General features: G+C 50.6%; 27 protein-coding genes. 23 read left to right on the plus strand and 4 right to left on the minus strand.

Annotated features, from left to right (window positions below; genetic code table 11):
- Positions 1 to 53: 53 nt before the first annotated feature.
- The 12 genes from prmA to purD all read left to right on the plus strand — a co-directional run bounded on the left by prmA (position 54) and on the right by purD (position 13,283).
- Positions 54 to 941 carry a 50S ribosomal protein L11 methyltransferase gene (gene prmA / locus AC6R0S_RS02935; RefSeq protein ID WP_500633620.1) on the plus strand — a complete coding sequence of 296 codons (888 nt, stop codon included), beginning with the start codon at positions 54 to 56 and terminating at the stop codon, positions 939 to 941.
- A 153-nt stretch (positions 942 to 1,094) separates the two neighbouring features.
- Positions 1,095 to 2,057, plus strand: a complete 963-nt coding sequence (gene dusB, locus AC6R0S_RS02940; RefSeq protein ID WP_487902817.1) for a tRNA dihydrouridine synthase DusB — start codon at positions 1,095 to 1,097, stop codon at positions 2,055 to 2,057.
- 71 nt (positions 2,058 to 2,128) lie between these two features.
- Positions 2,129 to 2,425: a DNA-binding transcriptional regulator Fis gene (gene fis / locus AC6R0S_RS02945; protein ID WP_000462885.1), complete on the plus strand. Its 297-nt coding sequence runs from the start codon at positions 2,129 to 2,131 to the stop codon at positions 2,423 to 2,425.
- 290 nt (positions 2,426 to 2,715) lie between these two features.
- Positions 2,716 to 3,732, plus strand: a complete 1,017-nt coding sequence (locus AC6R0S_RS02950; RefSeq protein ID WP_487902793.1) for a TRAP transporter substrate-binding protein — start codon at positions 2,716 to 2,718, stop codon at positions 3,730 to 3,732.
- 57 nt (positions 3,733 to 3,789) lie between these two features.
- Positions 3,790 to 4,350, plus strand: coding sequence for a TRAP transporter small permease subunit (locus AC6R0S_RS02955; RefSeq protein WP_334554721.1), 561 nt, complete (start codon positions 3,790 to 3,792; stop codon positions 4,348 to 4,350).
- A gap of 2 nt (positions 4,351 to 4,352) precedes the next feature.
- On the plus strand, positions 4,353 to 5,672 hold the full coding sequence (locus AC6R0S_RS02960) for a TRAP transporter large permease (RefSeq protein ID WP_487902794.1): 1,320 nt from the start codon (positions 4,353 to 4,355) through the stop codon (positions 5,670 to 5,672).
- A gap of 77 nt (positions 5,673 to 5,749) precedes the next feature.
- Positions 5,750 to 6,250: a gluconokinase gene (locus AC6R0S_RS02965; RefSeq protein ID WP_500637169.1), complete on the plus strand. Its 501-nt coding sequence runs from the start codon at positions 5,750 to 5,752 to the stop codon at positions 6,248 to 6,250.
- A complete protein-coding gene (gnd, locus tag AC6R0S_RS02970; RefSeq protein WP_500637170.1) occupies positions 6,247 to 7,764 on the plus strand; it encodes an NADP-dependent phosphogluconate dehydrogenase in 1,518 nt (505 codons plus the stop codon). The genes AC6R0S_RS02965 and gnd overlap by 4 nt, the downstream gene beginning before the upstream one ends.
- A gap of 118 nt (positions 7,765 to 7,882) precedes the next feature.
- Positions 7,883 to 8,884: a gluconate operon transcriptional repressor GntR gene (gene gntR, locus AC6R0S_RS02975; protein WP_500637171.1), complete on the plus strand. Its 1,002-nt coding sequence runs from the start codon at positions 7,883 to 7,885 to the stop codon at positions 8,882 to 8,884.
- 170 nt (positions 8,885 to 9,054) lie between these two features.
- Positions 9,055 to 10,041: a sensor domain-containing diguanylate cyclase gene (locus tag AC6R0S_RS02980; RefSeq protein ID WP_500637172.1), complete on the plus strand. Its 987-nt coding sequence runs from the start codon at positions 9,055 to 9,057 to the stop codon at positions 10,039 to 10,041.
- 210 nt (positions 10,042 to 10,251) lie between these two features.
- On the plus strand, positions 10,252 to 11,844 hold the full coding sequence (gene purH, locus AC6R0S_RS02985) for a bifunctional phosphoribosylaminoimidazolecarboxamide formyltransferase/IMP cyclohydrolase (protein WP_500637173.1): 1,593 nt from the start codon (positions 10,252 to 10,254) through the stop codon (positions 11,842 to 11,844).
- 149 nt (positions 11,845 to 11,993) lie between these two features.
- A complete protein-coding gene (purD, locus tag AC6R0S_RS02990) occupies positions 11,994 to 13,283 on the plus strand; it encodes a phosphoribosylamine--glycine ligase (protein WP_500637174.1) in 1,290 nt (429 codons plus the stop codon).
- A gap of 122 nt (positions 13,284 to 13,405) precedes the next feature.
- On the opposite strand, the gene AC6R0S_RS02995 is transcribed toward purD, so the two are convergent.
- The gene (locus tag AC6R0S_RS02995; RefSeq protein ID WP_500637175.1) at positions 13,406 to 14,110 is read right to left on the minus strand and encodes a DUF1481 domain-containing protein; all 705 of its coding nucleotides are present in this window, start codon (positions 14,108 to 14,110) and stop codon (positions 13,406 to 13,408) included.
- A 221-nt stretch (positions 14,111 to 14,331) separates the two neighbouring features.
- On the minus strand, positions 14,332 to 14,604 hold the full coding sequence (gene hupA / locus AC6R0S_RS03000) for a nucleoid-associated protein HU-alpha (protein ID WP_100754166.1): 273 nt from the start codon (positions 14,602 to 14,604) through the stop codon (positions 14,332 to 14,334).
- A gap of 293 nt (positions 14,605 to 14,897) precedes the next feature.
- Here hupA and AC6R0S_RS03005 point away from each other — a divergent pair, with 293 nt between their 5' ends.
- The gene (locus AC6R0S_RS03005; RefSeq protein ID WP_500637176.1) at positions 14,898 to 15,974 is read left to right on the plus strand and encodes a CNNM domain-containing protein; all 1,077 of its coding nucleotides are present in this window, start codon (positions 14,898 to 14,900) and stop codon (positions 15,972 to 15,974) included.
- Between the two features lie 32 nt (positions 15,975 to 16,006).
- On the opposite strand, the gene AC6R0S_RS03010 is transcribed toward AC6R0S_RS03005, so the two are convergent.
- Together AC6R0S_RS03010 and AC6R0S_RS03015 are read right to left on the minus strand one after the other, a co-directional pair.
- Positions 16,007 to 16,939, minus strand: coding sequence for a hypothetical protein (locus AC6R0S_RS03010; RefSeq protein WP_500637177.1), 933 nt, complete (start codon positions 16,937 to 16,939; stop codon positions 16,007 to 16,009).
- A gap of 168 nt (positions 16,940 to 17,107) precedes the next feature.
- A complete protein-coding gene (locus AC6R0S_RS03015) occupies positions 17,108 to 17,695 on the minus strand; it encodes a YjaG family protein (protein ID WP_500627464.1) in 588 nt (195 codons plus the stop codon).
- A 474-nt stretch (positions 17,696 to 18,169) separates the two neighbouring features.
- On the opposite strand from AC6R0S_RS03015, the gene yiaK reads away from it, so the two are divergent.
- From yiaK to AC6R0S_RS03065, 10 genes are all read left to right on the plus strand, one after another.
- A complete protein-coding gene (yiaK, locus tag AC6R0S_RS03020) occupies positions 18,170 to 19,171 on the plus strand; it encodes a 3-dehydro-L-gulonate 2-dehydrogenase (RefSeq protein ID WP_500634092.1) in 1,002 nt (333 codons plus the stop codon).
- 24 nt (positions 19,172 to 19,195) lie between these two features.
- Positions 19,196 to 19,687: a TRAP transporter small permease gene (locus AC6R0S_RS03025; protein ID WP_500637178.1), complete on the plus strand. Its 492-nt coding sequence runs from the start codon at positions 19,196 to 19,198 to the stop codon at positions 19,685 to 19,687.
- Positions 19,684 to 20,964: a TRAP transporter large permease subunit gene (locus AC6R0S_RS03030; RefSeq protein WP_500630012.1), complete on the plus strand. Its 1,281-nt coding sequence runs from the start codon at positions 19,684 to 19,686 to the stop codon at positions 20,962 to 20,964. The genes AC6R0S_RS03025 and AC6R0S_RS03030 overlap by 4 nt, the downstream gene beginning before the upstream one ends.
- Positions 20,965 to 20,984: 20 nt before the next feature.
- Entirely contained in the window at positions 20,985 to 21,959 is a 975-nt protein-coding gene (locus AC6R0S_RS03035; RefSeq protein WP_500630013.1) for a DctP family TRAP transporter solute-binding subunit, read from the plus strand.
- A 69-nt stretch (positions 21,960 to 22,028) separates the two neighbouring features.
- Entirely contained in the window at positions 22,029 to 22,721 is a 693-nt protein-coding gene (locus tag AC6R0S_RS03040) for an L-ribulose-5-phosphate 4-epimerase (RefSeq protein WP_500630031.1), read from the plus strand.
- Positions 22,722 to 22,730: 9 nt separating this feature from the next.
- A complete protein-coding gene (locus AC6R0S_RS03045; RefSeq protein WP_500637179.1) occupies positions 22,731 to 23,558 on the plus strand; it encodes a Cof-type HAD-IIB family hydrolase in 828 nt (275 codons plus the stop codon).
- Between the two features lie 17 nt (positions 23,559 to 23,575).
- Positions 23,576 to 24,067 (plus strand): NanQ anomerase/TabA/YiaL family protein, encoded by a 492-nt coding sequence (locus tag AC6R0S_RS03050; protein ID WP_500637180.1) that lies wholly within the window; start codon positions 23,576 to 23,578, stop codon positions 24,065 to 24,067.
- Positions 24,064 to 25,557, plus strand: coding sequence for an FGGY-family carbohydrate kinase (locus AC6R0S_RS03055; RefSeq protein WP_500637181.1), 1,494 nt, complete (start codon positions 24,064 to 24,066; stop codon positions 25,555 to 25,557). Before AC6R0S_RS03050 ends, AC6R0S_RS03055 begins: the two co-directional genes overlap by 4 nt.
- Positions 25,550 to 26,194: a 3-keto-L-gulonate-6-phosphate decarboxylase UlaD gene (locus AC6R0S_RS03060; RefSeq protein WP_500637182.1), complete on the plus strand. Its 645-nt coding sequence runs from the start codon at positions 25,550 to 25,552 to the stop codon at positions 26,192 to 26,194. Before AC6R0S_RS03055 ends, AC6R0S_RS03060 begins: the two co-directional genes overlap by 8 nt.
- Positions 26,195 to 26,201: 7 nt before the next feature.
- On the plus strand, positions 26,202 to 26,853 hold a 652-nt coding region (locus tag AC6R0S_RS03065), incomplete at its 3' end, for an IclR family transcriptional regulator (RefSeq protein ID WP_500637183.1).

Raw genomic sequence — 26,853 nt, forward strand, 5'->3', positions numbered from 1 at the left:
TCAATTCTGCTACACTCTGCGCCAATTTCCTTTTTATCGAGCAGAGTCAGACCATGCCTTGGATTCAAATCAAACTCAACGCGACCAACGAAAACGCTGAACCGATCGGCGACATGTTAATGGAAGAGACCGGCGCCCTATCGGTCACCTTTTTAGACGCGCACGATACGCCGGTCTTCGAGCCGCTGCCGGGTGAAACGCGTTTGTGGGGCGACACCGACATCCTTGCACTCTACGATGCCGAAGCGGACACCGATTTTGTGCTGGCGCAAATGACGCAAAGCGGCCTGCTTCCTCAAGGGTTTGCGTACAAAGTGGAACAGCTTGAAGACAAGGATTGGGAACGTGAATGGATGGACAACTTCCACCCAATGAAGTTTGGTGAGCGTCTGTGGATTTGCCCAAGCTGGCGAGATGTCCCAGAGCCAGACGCAATCAATGTGATGCTGGACCCTGGCCTCGCATTCGGTACCGGTACTCACCCCACCACGGCGCTCTGCCTCGAGTGGCTAGAGAGTCTCGATCTATCGGGCAAAACCGTGATCGACTTTGGTTGTGGTTCGGGCATTTTGGCGATCGCGGCGATCAAACTGGGCGCAGAGCGCGTCATCGGCATCGATATCGATCCGCAAGCTCTGCTCGCCTCAAAAGACAACGCAGAGCGTAACGGTGTGGCCGACAAACTCGATGTCTTCCTTCCTCAAGATCAACCAGAAGGTCTGGTTGCTGATGTCGTAGTGGCGAACATTTTGGCCGGTCCACTGCGTGAGCTTTCTGCCATCATCAAGTCTTTAGTTAAGCCAAATGGCGAGCTCGCGATGTCTGGCGTCCTCGACACCCAAGCGGAAGATGTGGCCGACTATTACCGTGATGAGTTTCACATTGATCCTATCAAAGAGCAGAGTGAGTGGTGCCGCATAGCAGGTCGCAAGCAAGGCTAGATAAGACTTTCAAGGCTAATTGACTGAATTTCATACAATTTAACAAAACAAATTGTCAATGCTCAAATATTAGTCTTTTCACGGCGTAAAAAAATGCGTAAAATGCGCGCCCTTGCTGGGGACTATTCATCGAACAAAAGCTGTGAAGACGTTTTGAAAATCGGACACTACCAACTTAAGAACAATCTCATCGTCGCGCCTATGGCGGGTGTCACGGATAGACCGTTCCGTGAGTTGTGTCTTCGATATGGGGCAGGCATGGCCGTCAGTGAAATGATGTCGTCCAATCCGAAACTCTGGAAAACGTCCAAATCTAAGCAACGCATGGTGCATGAAGGCGAATCGGGCATTCGCTCTGTGCAGATTGCGGGTGCCGATCCACAGTTGATGGCCGACGCGGCGCAATTTAGCGTTGAGAACGGTGCGCAAATCATCGACATCAACATGGGTTGCCCAGCAAAAAAAGTGAACAAAAAGCTCGCGGGTTCTGCGCTGCTCAAGTTTCCAGACATCATCGAAGAGATTCTGAAAGCGGTGGTCAACGCAGTGGATGTCCCTGTGACACTCAAAACTCGCACAGGCTGGGATACAGACAACAAAAACTGTGTCCAGATTGCTCAATTAGCCGAAGACTGCGGCATTCAGGCCTTGGCGCTGCATGGCAGAACCAAAGCATGTATGTACAAAGGTGAGGCCGAATACGACAGCATTAAAGCGGTAAAAGAGGCCATCTCAATACCGGTTATCGCGAACGGTGATATCGATAGCCCAGAGAAAGCCAAACACGTACTGGAGTACACCGGTGCGGACGCCTTAATGATTGGACGCCCAGCCCAAGGTCGTCCGTGGATTTTCCAGGAAATCCAACACTATTTGGAAAACGGTACCACGATGCCTGAGCTTCCGGTTTCGGAAGTGAAAGACATCCTGCTCGGTCATGTAAACGCTCTCCATGAGTTTTATGGTGAGTATTTAGGTCCACGCATCGCGCGTAAGCACGTGGGTTGGTACCTAAAAGAGCATGAACAAGCAAGTGAGTTTCGCCGGACCTTCAACGCCATTGATGTAGCCGAGCTGCAACTTGAAGCGTTAGAAGGGTACTTTGATTTAGCCTAATTGGCGGTCGCTACGACGCAGCCATGCGGGTTTAACGTTGCATCATAATTAAGAGAAGAGCTAGACCGAATATGTTCGAACAAAATCTGACTTCAGAAGCATTAACAGTAACTACAGTAACCTCGCAAGACCAGATTACTCAAAAGCCTTTACGTGACTCTGTTAAAGCATCTCTTAAAAACTACTTGGCACAACTGAACGGCCAAGAAGTCACAGAACTCTACGAATTAGTTCTAGCTGAAGTAGAACAGCCACTACTAGACACCATCATGCAGTACACTCGCGGTAACCAAACGCGCGCAGCAACCATGATGGGTATCAACCGCGGTACTCTTCGCAAGAAACTTAAGAAATACGGCATGAACTAAACCTCAGTCCGTTTTTTCAAACGAATCTCAAAGGGCCTTTCGCAAGAAAGGCCCTTTTTCTTTGTCTGTTCTTTACCATCGTCAGGATGAGACCTGTCTCTCACTCCAACCAATCATTCCTTTCATCAATAGATAAATGCGATCTATCTCACTGCGCAAGTTAAATGTTACCGGTAACATTTAACAATAAGTTACCGGTAACATAACAATTACATCCGTACCTGGCCGACGTGATTGGCCAAGGTGGTTAACTTGGAAAACGTGAACATCAAAAAAAGGATACCCCTACTATGAAACCTCTCTCTCAAACCCTGCTGGCGGTCACCATGACGGGACTCTTCTCTGCCTCTGCGTTGGCAGCGGACTTTACCTTGAAGATTCAATCGTCGGATCCCTCGGGTGATTTGAACTTCAAAGTACAGCAACGCTGGGCTGAGCGCGTTGAAACCATGTCTGGCGGTCGTATTGACATCGACCTTCTTCCTGTCGGATCGGTCGTCAAACACACTGAAACCTTGGGTGCAATAAAGATGGGCATCCTAGATGGCCAAGTGACGGCGACCGGCTACTTCTCTGGTAAAGATCCGGCGTTTGGCTTGATTGGTAACATGGTGGGTGCGTGGTCCGATACGACTCAACTGCTTCAATACATGAATTATGGTGGCGGTAACGAGTTGATGACCGAGTTGTATGCGCCCTACGGCGTGAAATTTGTCGGCGCCTCGACCACGGGTGTGGAATCCTTCATCTCGAAAAAACCACTCAACGGCGTAGATGACCTGAAAGGATTGAAACTGCGCGCCCCTGAAGGTTTGGTGCAGCAGGTCTTCGCGGCAGCGGGGGCAACACCAGTGAACTTGCCGGGCTCTGAAGTCTTTACCGGCCTGAGCAAAGGCGTGATTGACGCGGCGGATTACACCGTGTTCTCCACCAACCAAAAAGCGGGCATGAATGACATCGCCCCTCACCCTGTCCAGCCGGGCTTTCACTCTTTACCGTTGATTGATATCTCTATCTCGCAGAAAAAATGGGACAAGATGCCAGCCGACCTACAAACCATCTTGCAAACCTCAGTGCGTGATTTCTCTTACGACATGACCACTCAGCTGAAAATTGCCGACCAAGCAGCAGTCAAAGAGGCGCAAGCCAATCCAGACATCACTATTCATAACTGGTCAGATGAAGAGCGTAAGAAGTTCCGCGAAATCGCCAAAACACAATGGAAAGTGTTCGCTGAGCGCTCACCTAACGCGCAGAAAGTGTACGACTCTGTGACCAGCTTCCTAGAAAACAACGGCTTACTATAACGTCTCACACCCCCATTGGGAGGGCGCACTTGCCCTCCCTTCACCTTGGAAAAGATTATGCCCGAGAAAATGCCTCACACGCCATCGGCGCCTGAGGAGCGTCCACGCAATCTGTTAGACGCGGCCATCATTAAATTGAGCCACCTCCTCAGCGGCCTGTTTATCGTCACCGTACTGATTTCCTTTTATGAAGTGGTGATGCGCTACGCCTTCGACGCCCCGACCACCTGGGTACATGAAACGGCGTCCTTTATCGGCGGCAGCTTGTTTGTGGTCGGCGGTATCTATGCCTTTGCGACCAACAAACACGTGCGCGTCGTGCTGATTTACGATGCGGTGTCAGCAAGAACGCGCCAATACCTGAATATTGTCCATCATATTGTGGGCCTCGCCTTTGCGGGCATGTTGGCGTACGCCGCCTATTCATTGGCCGAAGAGTCTTGGTTCACTCCTTGGGGCGAAATGCGTTTAGAAACCTCAGGTTCGGTGCTCAATGCCCCTTACCCTGCGCTACTGAAAGGGCTGATTTTTGTTGTGCTTTGCATACTGGTCGTCCAATTTATCCTTCACCTTATTCAAGACATTGCCGGACTCAAGCCGTCAAATAAGGAAGAGTAACCATGTTTGATTTATCTTCTATCGGAATCGCTTGGGGCAGTGTGCTGATGCTGGTGATGATGATCGCCTTGCTGCTCACGGGTATGCAGCTGGCCTTTGTCACGGGTTTTGTCGCGATCTTCTTTACTCTGTGCTGGTTTGGGCCCGATGCTTTGCCTCTCATCGCTAGCCGTACCTATAGCTTTACCTCGGGCTATGTGTTTCTCGCTGTGCCTATGTTTGTCTTAATGGCGGCGCTGCTCGACCGCTCGGGCATCGCCAAAGATCTGTTTGATGCCATGAAATCGCTCGGGCGTAAAGTGCGTGGCGGGGTGGCGGTCCAAACCTTGTTGGTTGCGGTATTGCTTGCCTCTATGTCCGGCGTGATTGGCGGCGAGACGGTACTGCTTGGCATCTTGGCCTTGCCACAAATGCTGCGCCTAGGCTATGACCGTAAGCTCGCTATCGGCACCACCTGTGCGGGCGGTGCATTGGGGACCATGCTGCCACCGAGTATCGTGTTGATCATCTACGGCATGACAGCCAGCGTCTCGATTGGCGATCTGTTTAAAGCGTCTTTCTTGCCGGCCTTTATCTTAGCGGGCTGCTACATCGCTTATGTATTGATTCGTTGTAAGCTCAACCCCGCCCTCGCCCCTATCCCCAGCGATAGCGGTGAAGAGGACGACGAACCACAAGTCAGCTACTTCAAAGCGCTATTCTTCCCACTGCTTTCTGTTGCCGTGGTACTGGGCAGCATTTACACCGGGGTTGCGTCAGTCACCGAAGCGTCTGCATTGGGTGTAGTGGGCATCATGCTATCGGCGCTTATCCGTGGTGAGATGAACTACACCATGCTCAAAGAGAGCGCGATCGCCACCATGCGTACCTGCGGTATGATCATGTGGATCGGCATCGGCGCCAGTGCACTGGTGGGCATTTACAACCTGATGGGCGGCATCGACTTTGTTGAAGAGGTCATTTTAAGCCTCAGCGGTGGCAGCGCGATCGGTACTTTGTTGATCATGATGGTGATTCTGCTCGTATTGGGGATGTTCCTCGACTGGGTTGGCGTTGCCTTACTGACCATGCCTATTTTCGTCCCAATTATTACCGGATTGGGTTTTGATCCGATTTGGTTTGGCGTGGTGTTCTGCTTAAACATGCAAGTGTCGTTTTTATCACCGCCGTTTGGCCCCGCTGCGTTTTACCTGAAATCCGTTGCGCCGCCAGACATTAGCCTTGGTGAGATTTTCACCTCGCTGCTGCCGTTCATTGCACTGCAAGTATTTGTGCTGAGCTTGGTGATCGTATTCCCTGAATTAGCCATGTGGTGGCGCTAGCCACCACCACAGACATTCGTCTTTTCTTTGTATTGATGCCCTAGCGGTTTTGTTAGGGCTAAGGATCGTATTGTCCAATGAAAGCAAAAAAAATCTTAGTGATGGGCGTCTCGGGCTGCGGCAAAAGCACCGTCGGTCAAGCGATTGCACGCGCCCTCTCCTTGCCCTTTTTCGACGGGGACGATTACCACCCTCCCGCGAATGTGAGCAAAATGCGCCAAGGCATTCCACTCGATGATGAAGACAGAGCCGACTGGCTCGCCACACTTAACCGCCTCTACCTTGAGCATGACGCGGCCGTTATTGCCTGTTCCGCTCTCAAGCCGGAATACCGTGAGCGACTGCGCCGCAACAATGAGCAATTATTGGTGGTGTATCTCAAAGGGGATTTTGACACCATTTGGTCACGCCACCAAAAACGGGCCAACCACTATTTTAATGGTGAAGCCATGCTGCGCAGCCAGTTTGAAGCGCTAACGGAACCCAGTGAAAACGAAGCCTTACACATCCCTATCGATGGCTCATTGGATGCTGTGGTCGCGCGCGCGCTTAGCGCCATCAAGGAGGCAAACGCATGAAGCACGCCGATATCGCCATGATTGGCCTTGGCGTCATGGGACGCAGTTTGGCGCTGAACCTAGTCGAGCATGGCTTTCAAGTCACGGGCTATGACATCAGCGATGCTCACCGTCAGCGTGCCGCCGACGAGGCGAAGGCGCTCTCAAGCCCTGACGGCGCGCTGTTGGTCGCCTGCGATCTCAAACAACTCATCACCACACTCAGCACGCCACGGGTGATCGCGCTATCAGTACCCGCTGGTGAGATTGTCGATAACGTCATTGACGACCTATTAGCGGCAGGGCTTGAGCCACAAGATATTGTCATCGATACCGGCAATAGTTTGTGGCGTGATAGCGAAGCACGCGAGACGCGCTATGACGGACAATGTCATTTTTTCTCCACCGCTGTGTCGGGTGGAGAAGTCGGTGCCAGGCATGGCCCTTCATTGATGGCCAGTGGCAACCCAGAGGCCTGGCATCGCATTCAACCGATGTGGACGGCGATTGCCGCGAAAGTGGATAACCAAGGTCAACCGGTCGGCCCGTTTGATGACGGCGAGCCCTGCGCTGCCTACCTTGGCCCTGCGGGCGCAGGTCATTACGTGAAAATGGTCCACAACGGGATTGAATACGCCGACATGCAGTTGATTTGTGAGGCGTACCATTTTATGTCGAGCGTGTTAGCGCTCAGCGCTCGCGAGATTGGCGAGATATTTACCCGTTGGAACCAAGGCGCACTCAACAGCTATTTGCTTGAAATCAGTGCGGACATCTTGCAAACCCAAGACCCAGTGACCGGCGCAGCCTTTGTCGATGTCGTACTCGATAAGGCGGAACAAAAAGGCACCGGACTGTGGACCGCCGTCAACGCACTGCAAAGCGGCATTCCTGCCCCGAGCATTGCTCAAGCCGTCTTTAGCCGCGCGCAAAGCAGCCAAAAATCACTGCGCCTGCAAGCGGCCTGTCACTTTGACAACAAGTACTTTGACGATAATCACTTTGCCGAACGTACGCTTGCACTCAAAGCACATGAGCGTGACGCTGCGCTGAGCGATCTGCACGATGCGCTATACTGCGCCAAACTGGTGGCGTACGCGCAAGGGTTTGATCTGATGAGCGCGACGTCAAAAGAGCAAGGCTGGGACTTAGACTTTGCCACCATTGCGAAAATATGGCGGGCAGGCTGTATTATCCGGGCGGGCTTTTTGCACTCGATTCGCCAAGCGTTCGACGCAGACCCTACCCTGGCGCATTTATTACTGGCACCCACCTTTAGCGCGCAGCTCAAGCGCTACCATCAAGGCTTTCGCCACACCATAGCTCGCAGTGCACAACTCGGCGTCCCCATGCCGGCCATGAGCTCAGCGCTGAACTATTTTGACGGCCTGCGCACGCCCATCTTACCCGCCAATCTGCTGCAAGCGCAGCGCGATTACTTTGGCTCACACACCTACTCTCGCATCGACGAAGATGAACATCGCAAGTTCCATCTCAACTGGAGCGATGTGCCACGGACACAGTCAAACGCCTAAAAAAACCGCGCTCAACCTTGGATGAGCGCGGTTTTTGTTACCTGAACCAACAAACTTCGCGCCATTTACCGCTATGATGTTACCAGTAACACTGCCCTATCCATTGTAGATAAGTTTGATGGCCACCAAGAAAAAACGCCCCACATTACAAGATATCGCCACCCGAGTTGGCGTCACCAAAATGACCGTCAGTCGCTGCTTGCGCGATCCTTCTCAAGTCTCTGAATCCCTGAAAGACAAAATTCAGCAAGCGGTGGATGAGCTCGGTTATATCCCCAATCGCGCACCGGATATTTTATCCAATGCCAAATCCAATGCCATCGGTGTGCTCGTCCCCTCGCTCACCAACCAGGTGTTTGCGGAGGTGATTCGTGGTATAGAGTCGGTGACGTCGCCCGCCGGTTATCAAACCATGATTGCCCACTACAGCTACAGCACGGAGCTAGAAGAGCAAAGCATTGCCTCGCTACTCTCCTACAATGTGGATGCGATCATTTTGTCTGAAAACGTCCATACCGACAAAGCGCGCAAAATGCTGCAAACCGCCGCTATCCCGGTGGTTGAGATCATGGACAGCGTTTCCCCTCGCATCGAACAAGCCGTGGGGTTTGATAATGCCAGTGCGTCCAAGGCGATGACTCAAGCATTGATCGACAACGGCCGTCAACACATTGCCTATTTTGCCGCGCGATTAGATGAACGTACTCGACAAAAGCTGGCAGGCTATCAAGATGCGATGACCCGCGCGGGCCTCACACCTATCCGTTTGCTCACTGAAGAAGCCTCTTCTTTTACGCTCGGCGCCAAACTGCTGCGCCAAGTGATACAAGAACACCCCAAGGTGGATGGCATCGTATGCACCAACGATGATTTGGCCATCGGGGCGTTTTACGAGTGCCAGCGTCGTGGCATAGAAGTACCCCAACACATGGCCATCGCAGGTTTCCACGGCCATGATATTAGCCAGGTGATGAAGCCACGCCTCGCCACCGTCGTGACGCCGCGTGAAGCGATTGGCCGAGTCGCCGCAGAGCAGCTGATTGCGCGGCTGCAAGGTCAAAGTGAGTGGCAAAGCTGCATCGATCTTGGTTATCACATCGAAATGGGCGAGAGCATTTGAGCTCAATTTGCAAGCGCGTTGTGATACTGAGCGAAAAGTCAGTAATTCAAATCACTAATTAGATTGACAATTTAGCAACAACTTAGACCCGAAGTGTGACCTAGAGCGATTACACTGGCTGTCTCATCCGTTAAAATAACGTTTTTGCTCAATTATCAGGAAGATAGATCATGCCAACAGACAGCCGAGAAGAGTGGCTGAGCTATGTGCTAAGCTCGTTGCCTGATCACGTCTTTATTCTTGATGAGCAAGGTCACTATACCGACAGTTTTGGCGGCGCGCACTTTGCCGCAGGGTTTGATGTCGAGCGCTATACGGGCCTCCACCTTAGCGACGTTTTGGTCGCCAACAAAGCCAATCAACTGCTCAGCTACTTAGAAGAAGTGTTTGAGCACAAACGCGACAAAGTGGTCAAATACGCCATCGCCCCGACCGACTTATTGATGATGCCGATTGATAGCATTGAGTCGATGGGTGCAGAGAGCGAAAACTGGTTTGAAGCGATCCTGCGCTACGTGCCGCAAAGCTCGGCCCACGGCCCGCGAGTGATTTGGTCAGTGCGCGACGTCACCCGTACGCACCTGTTAGAGCAAGAGCTAAAAACCTTATCAGAGACTGATGAGCTGACGGAAATTCTCAATCGCCGCGCGTTTTTCTCTGGCCTCGATAGCGCCTTGCGCCGAGCTCAAAAGCAGCAAGTGCCGCTCGCTTGTCTGATGATAGACATTGACCACTTTAAAGAAATTAACGACCAAGTCGGTCATTTATCTGGCGATGAGGTGATCAAACACGTCGCGCAGATCTGTAAACAGGTGGTGCGAGGCAGCGATTATCTTGGGCGTCTCGGTGGTGAAGAGTTCGGTGTCGTACTCAGCCACACCAACGCGATTGACGCGTACGACGTTGCAGAGCGTATCCGGGAGTCAATCTCGACAACCGAGTGCCAAGTGGACGGCCACGCCATTCATCCTACCGTCAGCATTGGTATTTCGGAGGTCACCTCCTCCGTCGCCTCAAGCAAAGACCTGCTAATCCAAGCCGATAAAGCGATGTACTACTCCAAACAAACCGGCCGCAACCAAGTCACCCTCTACCACGATGGTCTCCCTGACATGAAAGCAGGTGCAACCAACGCCAAAATCCTCTACGCCTCCTAACCCTCTTCCTCCCATTCCCCCTCTAGGAACTAGGAACTCGCCACTAGGCACTCCCCCTCTAGTAACAATAAATTTGAATTTTTTTGCGATGCCAAACGATTGCGCGAGCTTTTTAGCGCTAACTTGGTTAGAATACGCGCCATAAATTACCCCTGACTATTGTTAATCGTTCATTTGATTGAACTTCGTGAATTTGAGGAAGATGGAAGCATGACTAACGCTCGTCCTATTCGCCGCGCTCTGTTAAGCGTTTCAGACAAAACCGGTATCGTTGAGTTTGCCCAAGCACTCGCTGACCGTGGTGTTGATATTCTATCGACTGGTGGTACGGCTCGCCTATTGGCAGAGCAAGGTATCGCGGTCACTGAAGTGTCTGACTACACCGGTTTCCCAGAAATGATGGATGGCCGCGTTAAGACGCTCCACCCGAAAGTTCACGGTGGCGTACTGGGTCGTCGTGGTCAAGATGACGACGTGATGGCGACGCACGGCATCAACCCAATCGATATGGTGGTGGTGAATCTCTACCCATTTGCACAAACCGTTGCCAAAGAAGGCTGCACACTCGAAGACGCAGTGGAAAACATCGATATCGGTGGTCCAACCATGGTTCGCTCTGCGGCGAAAAACCACAAAGACGTGGCCATCGTTGTCAACGCGCACGACTACGACCGCGTCATCGCGGAAATGGACGCAAACGAGAAATCTCTCACTCTAGAAACGCGTTTCGACCTCGCTATCGCGGCATTCGAACACACCGCAGCTTACGACGGTATGATCGCGAACTACTTCGGCACTATGGTTCCTTCATATGGAGAGAACAAAGAGGGTGACGAAGAGTCTAAATTCCCTCGCACCTTCAACCAACAGTTCGTGAAAAAGCAAGACATGCGCTACGGCGAAAACAGCCACCAAGCGGCAGCGTTCTATGTGGAAGCCAACCCAGAAGAAGCGTCTGTGTCTACTGCGCGCCAAATCCAAGGTAAAGCGCTCTCTTACAACAACATCGCGGACACTGACGCCGCGCTTGAGTGTGTGAAAGAGTTCGACGCACCAGCGTGTGTGATCGTTAAACACGCGAACCCATGTGGTGTTGCGCTGGGCGACAACATCCTAGACGCTTACGACCGAGCATTCAAAACAGACCCAACCTCTGCGTTTGGCGGCATTATCGCCTTCAACCGCGAACTCGATGCAAAAACGGCAACGGCGATCACTGAACGTCAATTTGTTGAGGTGATCATCGCACCTTCTGTGTCTGCAGAAGCGATCGACATCGTGGCAGCGAAAAAGAACGTTCGTCTGCTTGAGTGTGGCGAGTGGACAACTAAGACCACAGGCTTTGACCTCAAACGCGTTAACGGTGGCCTGCTTGTTCAAGACCGTGACCAAGGTATGGTCGATATGTCTGACCTGAAAGTGGTTTCTAAGCGTCAACCTACAGAAGAAGAGCTGAAAGACGCACTATTCTGCTGGAAAGTCGCGAAATACGTGAAATCGAACGCGATTGTTTACTCTAAAGGCGACATGACTGTTGGTGTAGGCGCTGGCCAAATGAGCCGTGTTTACTCGGCGAAAATCGCTGGCATCAAAGCCGCTGACGAAGGTCTACAGGTTGAAGGCTGCGTCATGGCCTCTGATGCCTTCTTCCCATTCCGCGACGGTATCGATGCGGCAGCAGAAGCGGGTATCAAGTGTGTAATTCAGCCAGGTGGCTCAATGCGTGATGACGAAGTGATCGCTGCGGCCGATGAGCATGGTATGGCGATGATCTTTACAGGCATGCGCCACTTCCGTCACTAATTACTCGTCGCATTGGGCGCGGTAGCGGCGTTAGCGCTTTCATTCACCCCGGTCACATAGCTAGGCTATGCTCCCGGGGATGAATTCCAGCACTGCCTTGCTACCACACCCACTGCTTAGAGTAATCCAACTTTTGAAAGGATTATTAAATGAATGTTCTAATCATCGGTGCGGGCGGTCGTGAGCACGCACTGGGCTGGAAAGCCGCGCAAAACCCTAAAGTAGAGACGGTTTTCGTTGCACCGGGTAATGCGGGTACGGCGCTTGAGCCAAAACTGGAAAACGTCAACATCGGCGTGGAAGATATCGAAGCGCTGGTGGCATTTGCCAAAGAGAAAGCGATTGAGCTCACTATCGTTGGTCCTGAAGCACCGCTTGTTATCGGTGTGGTGGATGCCTTTCGCGCAGCGGGTCTGCCTATCTTTGGCCCAACAGAAGCGGCGGCTCAGCTTGAAGGCTCTAAAGCATTCACGAAGGACTTCCTCGCGCGTCACGCTATCCCAACGGGCGCCTACGCGAACTTCACTGACATCGAGCCTGCGCTTGCCTACGTCCGTGAACAAGGCGCACCGATTGTGGTTAAGGCTGACGGCCTAGCGGCAGGCAAAGGTGTGATCGTTGCGATGACACTGGAAGAAGCGGAAGACGCCATCAAAGACATGCTCGCAGGCAACGCGTTTGGCGAAGCAGGCAGCCGCGTGGTGATCGAAGAGTTCCTTGACGGTGAAGAAGCGAGCTTTATCGTGATGGTCGATGGCGAGAACGTCCTGCCAATGGCCACCAGCCAAGACCACAAACGTGTTGGCGATAAAGACACCGGCCCAAACACAGGTGGTATGGGCGCGTACTCACCCGCACCTGTGGTCACGCCTGAGATCCACAACCGCATTATGGATGAAGTGATTTACCCTACCGTACGCGGCATGGCAGCAGAAGGTCACCCATACACAGGTTTCCTTTACGCAGGTCTAATGATCGATAGCGACGGCACGCCCAAAGTGATCGAGTACAACTGCCGATTTGGTGACCCAGAAACGCAACCTATCATGATGCGTATGGAATCTGACTTGGTTGAGCTTTGCCTAGCGGCCATCGATAAGAAGCTGGATCAAGTAGAATCAAAATGGGACTCACGTGCGTCCATCGGTATTGTTCTCGCGGCGGGCGGTTACCCAGGTGATTACAACAAAGGCGATGTCATTTCTGGCCTACCGACCAGCGAAGTGGAAGGCGAGAAAGTATTCCACGCCGGCACCACAGAGAAAGACGGCAACGTCGCCACCAACGGCGGCCGCGTTCTGTGCGCCACTGCCCTTGGCAACACGGTCTCTGAAGCGCAAGCACGCGCTTACCAACTGGCCAAACAGATCAGCTGGGATGGCATGTTCCACCGCAATGACATCGGCTACCGCGCCATCGCTCGTGAGCAAGAAAAGTAATCCCTAGCTATTCTCTAAGCCCCATGATCACAAAAGGCACGCCCCGCGTGCCTTTTCTCTCTTTCTTTCCCTTACCCATCACCCTCTAGACACTAGCCACTAGGAACTAGGCACTTCTTCCCCTACTCCACCAACACCGTCCGCTGCAGACAATCATGGCTGTCTTCCGCCAACATCAGCAACTCTTCGATCACTACACGATTACCGCGAGTCGAGCCTAGAAACGCCACATAGCTATCAATCGACGCCAAACGGCTCACCACAAACGACGGCAGCGTCTGGTTGAATTCAATCTCGGTGTAACTGCGCCCTTCACAGCTTTCAAACTCACTGCCATCCCAGTAGCCTTGGACGAGCTCAATCCCTTGCTTCGCTTGCTGCTTGGTTTGCACACCGATATTGCGCGCCTCTTGTTGTAACTGATCCATCATGGACGCGCGCAGCGGGAACACCTTGCCGTCCATCCGGTATTGCTGATAAATCGCCTCACCGTTTTTATTGAAGCGAGCGTGAATGCGATATGGCACGAGTTCTTGCTCATTACTCTGCTGCAGGCTCAGTTGCTCACCTTCTCGAATCAACTCACGCAGCTCACCTTCATCCCAACGGTAATCGGTCTTATACCAACCATACTCCCCGGCCGTAATGTAATCGGCCGCCGTAAACGGGCTTGAGAGGTATTCGGTGTACCAAAACAGACTGGTCGTGTCCCCCATCACCGAGCCGCCAGAATACTCGGAAAATTGGTCAAGATTAGGAGTAGAGACCGTTGACGAGCAGCCAACCATCAATGAAGACAACAAGAGAGGAAGAATAAGCTTTTTCATAATAAGACTTTCATATCAAGAAACCAACGCAGGAAAGGACACGCCAGAAAAAATACCAGACATAAAAAACGCCAAGGTATCGATACCTTGGCGTAGTGTAACCCATTTTGTTTCATTGCCTAATGACATTTGACAACATAAACCCTGTCGCTGAGAGCTCGGATTTACGTCATTGATTCAATATCGTGCTTAGGAAGGCAATAGAAGATGAAACAAGTCGATTACTTTACAGAATCTTTCAGAGCTTTACCTGCAACGAAAGCTGGCACGTTAGCTGCTGCGATTTGGATCTCAGCACCTGTTTTAGGGTTACGGCCAGTGCGCGCTGCACGGTGATTTACTTTGAATGTACCAAAACCAATTAGTTGAACCTGGTCACCCTCTTTAAGTGCGTCAGTCACACCGTCAAGAGTTGCTTCAAGAGCAGCTTTAGCTTGCGCTTTAGATAGGTCTGCTTTCTCTGCGATAAAGTCGATTAATTGGGTCTTGTTCATTAGGTTTCCCTTCTCATAGGTTATCGAATTCAACTCACTCTAAAACATAAATGCCCCATCTGGCAAAGGTTTGTCGGCGATCTTTGACTTTCATGGCGTACTTTTAGCCATAATATGAGCTTCAACTCACAATTTGTTACTTTCACACTGTGATCGGATGCTTGTTTTTTCAGTGAATTAGCCGTATTTATAACCTCAGAATGGGCTTCGACGTCGGTTATCACTGGCGTCAATACCATGCTACGCTACCTGAATGCGTTCAATTTTCGGGTTGTTTTTGCTATAGGAACTGTATGTTACTGCTCATTATTTACGTCTCTGTTGCGATTGGCGTATCGTTTATTTGCTCCGTGTTAGAAGCGGTGCTACTAAGTATCAGTCCAAGTTACATTGCCCAGCTTCGCCAGCAAGGTCACCCTGCGGCAAGCAAACTGGCGACCTTAAAACAGGACATCGACCGCCCATTGGCCTCGATTCTTACCCTCAATACCATCGCCCACACCATTGGCGCCGCCAGTGCAGGCGCTCAGGCGGCGGTGGTGTTTGGCAGTCAGTGGTTGGGCGTGTTCTCTGGCGTACTGACGCTTGGCATTTTGGTGCTGTCTGAGATTGTGCCGAAAACCCTAGGCGCGACCTACTGGCGTCAGCTCGCACCGGCCTCAGCCATTGCTTTACGTTGGATGGTGTGGGCCCTAACGCCGTTCGTGTGGTTTTCAGAGCAAATCACCAAGCGCCTAGCCAGCGGTCATCAAGCGCCAAAAATGCGCGATGAGCTCTCCGCGATGGCGATCTTAGCCCGTGAAAGCGGTGAGTTTGCCGAAGGGGAGTCAAAGATCCTCACCAACTTGCTCGGCATCCAAGATGTGCCTGTCACCCAAGTGATGACGCCAAGACCGGTGGTGTTTCGTGTCGATGCTGAGATGACGATTGTAGAGTTTCTCAAAGCCTACCCAGATACGCCGTTTTCGCGCCCACTGATTTACAGCCAGTCAAAGGACAACATCCTGGGCTTTGTGCACCGATTGGAGCTGTATAAGCTCAAGCAGCAGGGCCACGGCGACAAACAGTTGGGTTCGGTGATGCGCCCGATTCATGTGCTGCTCAACACTCTGTCGCTGCCAAGAGCCTTTGAGCAGATGATGGCAAAACGCTTACAACTGGCGATGGTGGTCGATGAGTACGGCACCATTCAGGGGATTTTGACCCTAGAGGACATCTTCGAGCACTTAGTCGGTGAGAACATCGTCGACGAGGCCGACCACACCACCAACATGCAAGAGTTGGCGTTTGAGCGCTGGGAAGTGTGGAAACAAACCCATGGCGTGATTGAAAAGCGTGATGAAAATGACAAAGATAACGCAGACAAATAGCAAAGGGGCGCCGATAGCGCCCCTTAAATGGTCTATTGGACAGACCATCTTTCTACGGTTTTCTCTTTATCATCATTATGGATATCGACCGTTACAAGCCAACTGTTTGTCCTTACATCCAACAAACCAATTACATATCCATCAACGTAAAGATCTCCTGAGTTCGCGCTAAATTGTGCTCCCAAAGAGTTAAAGATGCCCCAACCATCCCCAAAAGCCGAGAAATAACTATAGTCATTGTCAGCCTCTGCCCCAAACGCGTACTCCTTACCGTCAGGTCTTGTCACGGTTTTTCCAACAACTAACTCTGGGGTGAAAATATCGCTACCCTGCTGAGATAACGTTGATTTCAACTCAGACTCAGCCGTAGCGCTGTCTACAAAGTTACTTTTTTGTAGATTGTTATTTGTGTTGGTATTCGCCAAGACAAAGTCGTTAAAGAGCGACAGTGTGAGCACTGTTGTTGCATCGGTATCGGGCGTTGCAATCAAAGTCGTCAATGTATTGCGAAGATCAACGCCATTGTCATTGAACAGCAAACCAGATACATCTAACCGCCCAGTAGCATCGGTTGAGTTAAAAGATTTAAGCAAAGTTGCGATCGTCACGGCATTGACAGATTGACTTGAACTGGATACATCAATAGTTAAGTCGTAGGGAGTCGTTAAACTTGTAGGAACAGAAACTGAACCGATCAACACCTTCTGATCTTCAAGTGTCGGTTGGTTATTCTCGTCACACACTCCCAAGTAAAATGATACTACCTCGTCCGCTAGCGCTTGATATTCACCACTTTCATTTGTACATCCAGTTTGAGTGGCTGACTCGAAGTATAAACCTTTTACTGGTTCATCAATAAATGAGTAAGTTCCTGCTGTAGCCGATGAGCTCGTATCTGATGAGCCATTGCAACCCACTAACATAGCGCCTAAAACGAAGGTTGCCACCACTGACATTCTTATCATTATGTTTTTCCTATACTTTATGAATAAAACAGGAAAAACTTATCACACATAAATATGAAACAAGTGTGTATAAAAGTCGTACTATCGATTATTTTTCTTTTGTTTGAAGCTCATCACCGTATGCCTTTGTATCTTCGCCCTTTTCGGGCGAAGTTTACGGCGACATGACTAAAGTTGTACACCAATATTACTTACACCTTCGTCCTTAAGCTCTAGGCGTAAGTCTTTAATCAAATCGATGTCGCGTTCGGTGGCCTCTTTTAGTGGTCTGAAGATCGCCCACTGCACATCCCACTCTGCGCATACAGCTTCGTTTTGCTTTTGGTTATCATTGGTAATGGCGACGCCGGTTTGCGCTTCTTCGAGGTTGGCGACCGTCATCACGGAAAGCTGGCTGACTTTCTGCATGTTGTCGTAGAGGTAGTCTCGGTCAAGCAAGCCGTGCAATAGCGTCGATAAGCCGACACACGCATCAATGGCCGGGAACACGCCGTAGAAATCAAAATCTTCCGAGCTTGGGATCAGCTCTTCGAGTTTTTCAAGCTGGCGCTCAAAGTTCACCTTGGCGGTTTTTACCGTCAGTTGCTCCCAAATACTATCGAGAATGTCACGGTAGATGCGCGGCTGCGCAAATTCAGTACTTTCGCAAAATAGGGCATAGTTGGGGTACATACGTTCACACAGACACGCCATAAAGGTAATCTGTTTCCAAGGCTCTAACTTCTCTAGGCGAAGCTGAAGAGGATTTTGTAGCATAGTGGCTCACTGATTGCGCAAAGGAAAGGAATGAGGAGTCACGTCATCGACGTAAACTCGGCTAGCCAAGTTTACTTGATTAGAGCAAGGGAAAAAAGAAAAGCCCGATAAATTCCGCTCAGTGCGCCTCCCTTTGCCCGACCTTACGCATTCACGGCCCTTTTTTTGGTTAAAGGGTCTGACCAAAACTAGAGCGCACCACCGAAAATGACGATGTAAGCCCCCAACTTCATGCCTTGTATTCGTTATCTCTCTTCGTTTCACGCAAAGTTTCTATCGATTGTTGATCCAAACCTCATTATTTGTTCCGCAATTCGGAATCAAGCAAACTTTTTATTTCATTTATTAGCCAGATAACAGTTCGGGAAAAATCCAGAAGCCCACAAAATGGATCACCACCTGGCTCACAGTTTTATTTTGAAACTTTCACAATAATAAATTCCGAATTATGGAATTTCACATTGGAGAGACGACATGCCTTTAGTATCCACAGACAGATTACAACAAGAATACGAACGTATTTTACTCGCTCGAGATATGAAACCGGAGATGGCCACCAAACTCGCTGCGGGTTTTGTAGAAATGGCAAACGAAGGTACTTATTCCCATGGTATCAACCGTTTTCCGGTGTTCATTGAGCAAGTGGATAAAGGTCAAATCAAATTGAATGCTGAACCAGAATGCGTCAACAGTATGGGCGCATTGGAGCAATGGGATTGCAATTTCGGCCCGGGCGTTTTAAACGGCCTGATTTGCTCAGAACGCGCGATGGAACTAGCCCGAGAATTTGGTATTGGTATGGTCGGGATGCGCAATTCAAACCACTGGATGAGAGGCGGGGCCTACGTGTTAAAAATGGCCAGAGAAGGCTTTGCCGGTATCGCGTCCACCAACTCTATTGCCGTCATGCCAGCATGGGGCGGCAAAGATCATCGCTTAGGTTCCAACCCGCTGATTATGGCGATTGCGGGCGATCCTCCTGTTGTTGTGGATTGCTCGATGACGCAATTCTCTTATGGCCAATTGCAAAACTTCGTCCTCGCAGACAAAGAGCTCCCTGTGGTTGGCGGTTTTGACGACAACGGTGAGTTGACCAAAGACCCTCATACCCTTTGGGAGAACAAACGTCTTCTACCAATGGGTTTTTGGAAAGGCTCCTCGATGGCTATCGTACTGGACATGATGTTGACGGCCATCTCCGGTGGTTACTCCGTTCCCGCTCTGACCGAGGACATGGGGGGTGAGTTCGGTGTATCACAATTTCTTATCGCCATTGATCTAAGTAAAACCATGGACAAAGGTCGATATGCGCAAGAAATGCAGCGTATTCGCGACTATGTTCTGGCCTCTGAGCCCGCGGAAACCGGCAACGTCATGATCGCAGGATCAGAGATCAGCAATTTCATCAAAAAGCATGAAGCTGCAGGTGGTATCGAGATCAACGACGGCATTTGGCAACAAATCACGTCACTTTAGTTCGCTTAAGGTGAGGAAAGCGTTATGCAAAGTGTATTCAAGAGCATATGGAAATCGATAGACGTTCTCATGGCCATTATTATGGCGTGCATGATTGCGCTCGTGTTTACCAACGTGGTATTGCGCTACGGTTTCTCTTCTGGTCTTCGTCCCTCTGTTGAACTCTCTCGCCTTGGGCTTGTGTGGATTGTCATGCTTGGCGCTGCGGTTGTGCTGCGCCGAGGTGAACACCTAGCTGTTTCTGAGTTTTCCGAACGCTTAATGCCCAAAGCTGTGCCTGTATTAAGACGTCTGTGTTGGTGCATCGTCTTGATCGCTGTAGGCATGCTTTATGTCGGCGCTTATCGACAAATGATGGCGAACTGGTCTGATATTTCTCAATTGACAGGTCTGCCATCGGCGCTTTTCTACTTAGCCGGTGTCATCTCTGGAGGATTAATGGCTGTCATCGCTTTCGTCCGTATTTTCAAACCAGAGTGGCAACTCGATGATGCCAATGAGGAGAGCCCACTATGACTCTCGCAATTTTCTTATCTGTCCTAATTATTTCCATCTTGCTCGGCCTTCCTGTTGCCTTTGCCTTGCTGTTGGCCTCGATGGCGTTGATGGTCAATATGGACTTCTTTAGTGCCGACATCTTGGCTCAGTCGCTGATCAATGGTGTTGATAGCTTTACCCTACTGGCTATCCCGTTTTTTCTCATCGCGGGAGAGGTGATGGCCTCGGGTGGTCTATCACAAAGGATTGTCCGTTTGGCATCGACGTACGTCGGTCACCGTCAAGGGGGGCTGGGTTACGTCGCCATCATGACATCGGTCCTACTGGCTGGTTTGTCTGGCTCTGCTGTGGCCGATGCGGCAGCACTCGTCAGTATCCTCTATCCGATGATGAAAGCCGCCAAGTACCCAGAGGCGCCGTCAATGGGGCTCCTTGCTTCAGGCGGTATTATTGCGCCAGTCATCCCCCCATCGATCCCTCTGATTCTCGTTGGGGTGGCCGGGGGTATTTCGATAAAAAACCTTTTCTTAGGTGGGATTGTACCTGGTCTCCTAATGGGTATGACGCTGATGTTCATGTGGCGCATGACCGTACGCAAAGAAAAGCTAGAGACCAGTCCGAAAGCAAGTAGAGAAGAAAAACGCGCAGCGTTGAAAGACGGGACTTGGGCGCTATTACTACCGATCATCATTATCGTCGGTATCCGCTTTGGTATCTTCACGCCGACAGAAGCGGCCGTTGTCGCAGCCGTGTACGCCATCTTTATTTCAACCTTTATCTACAAAGAGCTGACCTTAAGTAAGTTCTACCATATTTTACTTAATGCTGGCCGTTCGACCGCCATGGTCATGTTCCTAGTCGGCTGTGCCATGGTCGCAGCATGGTTGGTGACGGTCGCGCAACTGCCTCAGCAACTTGTCGAATTGCTCGGTCCACTGGTTGACAGTCCTAGATTGTTGATGGCGGTGATCATGCTGCTCGTACTGTGCGTGGGCATGGTCATGGACCTCAGTCCAACCATATTAATATTGGTTCCACTCTTTATGCCTGTCATCAAAATGGCAGGGATAGACCCCACGTATTTCGGGCTTTTGTTCGTGATTAACTGTTCGATCGGCCTGATTACGCCTCCCGTAGGCACCGTACTGAACGTCGTATGCGGTGTAGCGAGAGTACCTATGTCGACAGCCGTTAAAGGAGTCCTACCCTTTATTGCTGCCTACATGGCGCTGCTTGCTTTGTTTGTCATCTTTCCAAGCATCATCACTGTACCAATGTCGTTCGTCATTGGTTAATCCCTAACGGAGAAACAATAATGAAAACCCTACTTAAAACAACACTAATCGCATCCACTCTGGCACTTAGCTCCAACGCGTTTGCTGCCACCACACTCAAACTCGCGCACGCAGCGCCAGAGTCAGATCTGCAACAAGAGATGTCTCTATTTTTCAAAAAAGAAGTCGAGGCACGCTCGAAAGGTGAGTTGATCGTGAATATCTACCCTCAAGGGCAGTTGGGCAGTGACAAACAAATGATCGATGGCTCGCGAGCAGGCATCGTGGACTTGGCCATGGTTGGCTTGAACAACTACAACGGTCTAATGCCAGAATCAGCCGCTTTCACGCTGCCATTCATGTTCCCTGATCGTCAAACCGCATACAAAGTGCTTGATGGCGAGCCTGGTCAGGAAGTGTTGAAGCGCTTTGAAGATTTTGGTCTGAAAGGGTTGGGTTACCCAGAAAATGGTTATCGCAATATGACCAATAACAATAAACCGATCCGAGTCCCAAGTGACGTCAAAGGTCTGCAGATGCGTGTCAACGGTTCAAAAGCCCTGAACGACATGTTCAATGAACTCGGCGCCAACCCACAACAGCTGCCTGTTTCTGAGCTGTATACCGCGCTCGAAACCGGTGTCGTGGACTCACAAGATCACCCTATTTCCGTCACCCTCTCTTTTAAGTTTGATGAGGTTCAGAAGTACCTAAGTTTGACTCAGCACGCTTACTCACCTCTTGTTTTAACGATGAATCTACGCAAGTTCAACGGCTTGAGTGCCGAAGAGCAGAAGATCATCGAAGAAGTATCGGCAGAAGCGGTCGCAATGCAACGTAAGCTCAGCATCGACAAGGAAGATCAAATGATTGCTCAGCTTGAAGCCAATGGCATGGAAGTGAACCGCGATGTCGACGGTAAAGCGTTCCAAGAAGCGATTCAGCCAGTGTGGAGTGCCTATATCAAACAAAATGGCGACACTATGATCAACAAGATCAAGCTCGCCGCTCAATAACGTCAGTGCGCCATCGCTCACATCAAGAGCGATGGCCTCCCCCAACAATGGACAGCGATAACCATGACTATGTATCAGGAACTGAAAGAAAGGGTACTCAAAGCGAACCTTCTGTTACCCAAATATGGATTAGTGACGTTTACCTGGGGAAACGTCTCTGAAATAGACCGCACATTGGGCGTCATTGCCATTAAACCATCGGGCGTTGAGTACGACGTAATGGGCGTGGACGATATTGTGGTGATCGATTTAGAAGGTCAACGCATTGAAGGCACTCTCAACCCTTCCAGCGATACCGCGACCCATATTGAGCTTTACAAAGCCTTTCCTAATATCGGCGGGATCGTCCATACCCACTCTCGCAACGCGACGATTTGGGCACAAGCTGGGAGAGACATACCGGCACTAGGCACGACCCATGCCGACTATTTCTATGGTGATGTGCCATGTACTCGCCTACTGACCAAAGCCGAGATTGAGTCCAATTATGAACGCAATACCGGCACAGTGATTATTGAAACATTCCAGCAACGACAGATTGACCCGCTCGAAATGCCAGGTGTCGTCGTCGCAGGCCATGCTCCCTTTACTTGGGGAAAAAATGGGGCTGATGCGGTGCACAATGCGGTCGTGATGGAAGAAATCGCAGCAATGGCAACGGCAACACGTGCCATCAGTCCGGAAGTGGCGATTCAACAAGAGCTGCTCGATAAGCACTACCTGCGTAAGCACGGTAAAAACGCCTATTACGGGCAAAAGTAAGGAGGCGCTATGTATTCATTGTTGGCACTCGATTTGGACGGAACCGTTCTAAACTCCAAGCACGAGATAAGCTCGCCGCTTGTTGAGGTTATCCAAGCGCTTTCGAAAAAAGTCCACACGGTGATCGTCACCGGTCGACACCACGTTGCGGCGAAACCGTACTACCAGCAATTGGGCCTCTCTACGCCCATTATATGTTGCAATGGTACGTACGTGTATGACTACAAAACAGACACGGTGCTTAGTGCCAACCCGATCGCCAAACCAAATGCCGAGACCTTCATCACGCTCGCACAAGACTACCAACTCAAGATGGTCATGTATGTGCGTGATGCGATGCTCTACTCACAGCACAACCCCGTCGACTACATGCACGCGCTTGAACAGTGGTCTCACCAATTTCCAGCAACGGACAGACCGAATATCTTCAAAATACAGGACTTCCATGAAGAGATGACAAAAACCGAGCATATTTGGAAGTTTGTCGTCGAAGGCGACGTCGACCACTTTTTGTCGTTGCCTTTTGTCCGTGACAACTTTAATGGGGAGCGCTCCTGGCATGACCGCGTCGACTTTGCGTCCAAGGGCAACAGCAAAGGGAATGCCCTCAAGCGCTACATCGAACCTCTAGGGCTTACCCTGGCTGAGTGTGTTGCCGTGGGCGATAACCACAATGACATCTCTATGCTCACCCAAGCTGGGTTAGGGATCGCCATGCGCAACGCCAGTGATGCGGTGCAAAATGTCGCCACGCTCGTCACCGATGGCGACAACGACCATCCCACCAGTCTTGCGCATTTACTGTCGTCTGTTTTTTATCACAAAGCGTCTGTGTAAGCGCAAGGAGCCTATTTATGTTAGTTGGTCAACTCAAACATTCAGCCTGCGCCACCGGCTATCCCGTCGCGATTCAACGCCTTTTAGCCACATTAGATAGCTTGGATGTGAAAGCCCTCCCCGCAGGTCGCCATACATTACCTGGATTTGATGAAACGAAAGCCTGGTTTGTGATCCTCGACTACGACAAGGCACCGATTGACTCGTTTCTTCCAGAAGTGCACCGACATCACAGCGATCTGCAAATCGTCCTCGAAGGCACGGAGATGATGGCATGGGCCCTGGATAACGGCACCCACACCCACGCCGAGCCCTATCAGGCAGAACGTGACCTGCAGTTCTATCAACGACAAGGCATCGAGCTCAATTTGCTGCGTGCCCGTCCGGGTCACTTTTATCTGTTTACACCTGAAACCATCCACATCACCAATATTGACGATGGCGATTCACGCCCGGTGCGCAAACTGGTGGTCAAAATCCATAATAGTCTTCTGGAGTCCACATCATGAACCACTACATAGGCATCGATTCCGGCGGTACGTTCATGAAAGCCGCGCTCTACAATGCCCAAGGCAAGCAACTTGGCCTGGCCAGGGTCTCAGCCAGCGTCATCAATACGCAAAAAGGTTGGGTGGAACGTGATCTCGACGCATTATGGGGCGACGCCGTCAGCGCCATCAGACAGTTACTCGATACCACACTGGTTTCGCCCGAGACAATCAAAGGGATCAGTATTTCCGCACAAGGCAAAGGCGTCTACCTGCTAGACCGGCATGGTAATAACCTCGGTCACGGCATTATGTCTTCTGATGCTCGCGCCTTGGCGATCGTAAAAAACTGGCTCAATGAGGGAAAAGCGGAAGCGATTTACCCGACCACATTACAAACTTTATGGACAGGGCACCCCGTTTCGATTCTTCGTTGGATCAAAGAGAACGATATCGAACGTTACAATAACATTGGCTCCGTTTTAATGTCTCATGACTATCTGCGTTATCGACTGACTGGCGAAGTTTATGCCGAGCTCACCAACATTTCGGAGAGCAACTACTTCAACGCTCACACGGGTCAATACGACCGTTCATTGCTCGAAACCTTTGGTATCGAAGAGTTATTCCACGCACTCCCACCCATTGTTTCGCCTTCGCAGCTTGCAGGTAAAATCACTCAGTCTGTCGCCAATGAAACCGGACTGCTCGAAGGCACGCCCGTGTATGGCGGTTTGTTCGATGTTGTGTCGACCGCAGTCTGCTCGGGCATCAATGCGTCTGCTCACGCTCTGAACTACGTAATGGGAACATGGGCTGTGACGTCAGGCATCGCCAAAACTGTGACAGAGCAAGCGCACAATTTTGTCTACGGACACTATGTCATAGATGGCGAATACATTATTCATGAAGCCAGCCCTACGTCTGCCGGCAATTATGAGTGGTTCTCTGAATACTTGGGCGACAATGGCGTCCTTAACCATACCGAAAACCAAGCTCTCGTATCACAACTTGAGCCCGCTAGCAGCAGCGTGTTTTTTGTCCCGTTTCTCTATGGTTCCAATCAAGGTTTGGGTCTCAAATCTGGCTTCTACGGCCTTCAGTCTCACCACACAAAAGCGCATCTTATCCAGGCCATCTGGGAGGGCATTCTCTTTTGTCACAATGTCCATTTAGAACGCATGCGTCTGCGCTTTCCTCACGCCAAGGTTTTAAAAGTCACAGGAGGGCCTGCGTCAAGCCCAGTTTGGATGCAGATGCTGGCGGATCTCACCGGTATGACGGTAGAAATCTCGGCAATCGACGAAACTGGCTCACTGGGCGCGGCCATGATGGCGATGTTGGGGGCGGGTGAGTTTCAATCTTTGACCGAGTGCACCGCTGCACTCACCGGGAACAGCACGCGTATTGAACCCAACAAAGAGAACTATCAACGTTATCAGAACAAGTTCCGCCGCTATCAACACCTCGTTCAGCTCTTTAAACAATTTGAGGACGACATTCATGCCTAAACCCCTATTGCAACTCGCGCTCGACTCTACCGATCTGTATCAAGCGCTCAGCGCCGTTGAACCTATCGCCGAACAACTCGATGTCATCGAAATTGGTACCATTCTGGCTTTTTCACATGGTGTTGGCGCCGTGGAAGCTGTTAGAAAACGCTACCCCAATCACCTGGTTGTTTGTGATATGAAAATCACCGACGCCAGTGCGATATTGACGGAAATGGCGATGGAAGCGGGCGCCGATTGGGTGACAGTGAGCGCAGCGGCACATATCGAAACCATTCGTTCAGCCAAAAACGTCACCGATAAGTTTGATGGCGAAGTTCAGATAGAGCTCTATGGCCATTGGACTGTCGACGACGCCCAGCAATGGCTAGATATGGGGATCACTCAAGCTATTTATCATCGTTCTCGTGACGCGGAGCTAGCGGGTGTGAGCTGGACCGCAGAAGACCTAAATAAAATGCGGATTTTGTCGGATATGGGAATTGAACTCTCCATAACTGGTGGTATTGTGCCTGACGATCTGCATTTGTTTAAACACCTGTCTGCCAAATCTTTCATTGCGGGTAGAGCCTTAACGGGTGCACAGGGCAAAGAGATTGCTGAGCAATTTCATTCTGAAATAGGAAAATATTGGTAACGCGCGTATGAGTGAGCAAATTAAATCGTTGTCGAAAGCTTTAACTGTATTGGAATTTTTGGGTCACTACCCAAACGGAGTTTCACTACAAAAAGTAGCCGAGGGCACTGGATTTAACAAATCGTCTGTTCATCGCATTTTGTCCACATTCGAAGAGTCCGGCTACGTGGCTCAAATGAGCTCAGGCAAAGCCTATCGACTGACCATGAAACTGCTTCAACTTGGTCATGCCGCAATGAACTCTGATGTGACGGGTGCCGTCAAGCCTTTCCTATCTGAACTGCTGGATGACGTCAATGAGACGGTGAACTTTCTCGCCTTTGATGCCGACAACATCATCTTCAAAGACAAGTTTGAACCCGTCAATGCCGCATTTCGCACACGCACCTACGTGGGCTTGCATTCTCCTATGTACTGCTCCGCCGCTGGAAAATGCTACTTGGCATTTAGTTCCGACCGAGTACGTGAGACTTATTGGCAACGCAATGTCAGTACCATGCGCCCACTGACCGAAAATACCATTCTCGATAAAACACAATTTTTCGAGGTATTGGATACGATCAAGGCTCGAGGTTACGCATTGGACGATGAAGAGAACGAGGCCGGCATTTCGTGTGTCGCTGTCCCCATCTTCGATAACAATCATACGCCCGTCTATG

The sequence above is a fragment of the Vibrio sp. R15-SG3-ISO1B genome (assembly GCF_059833835.1).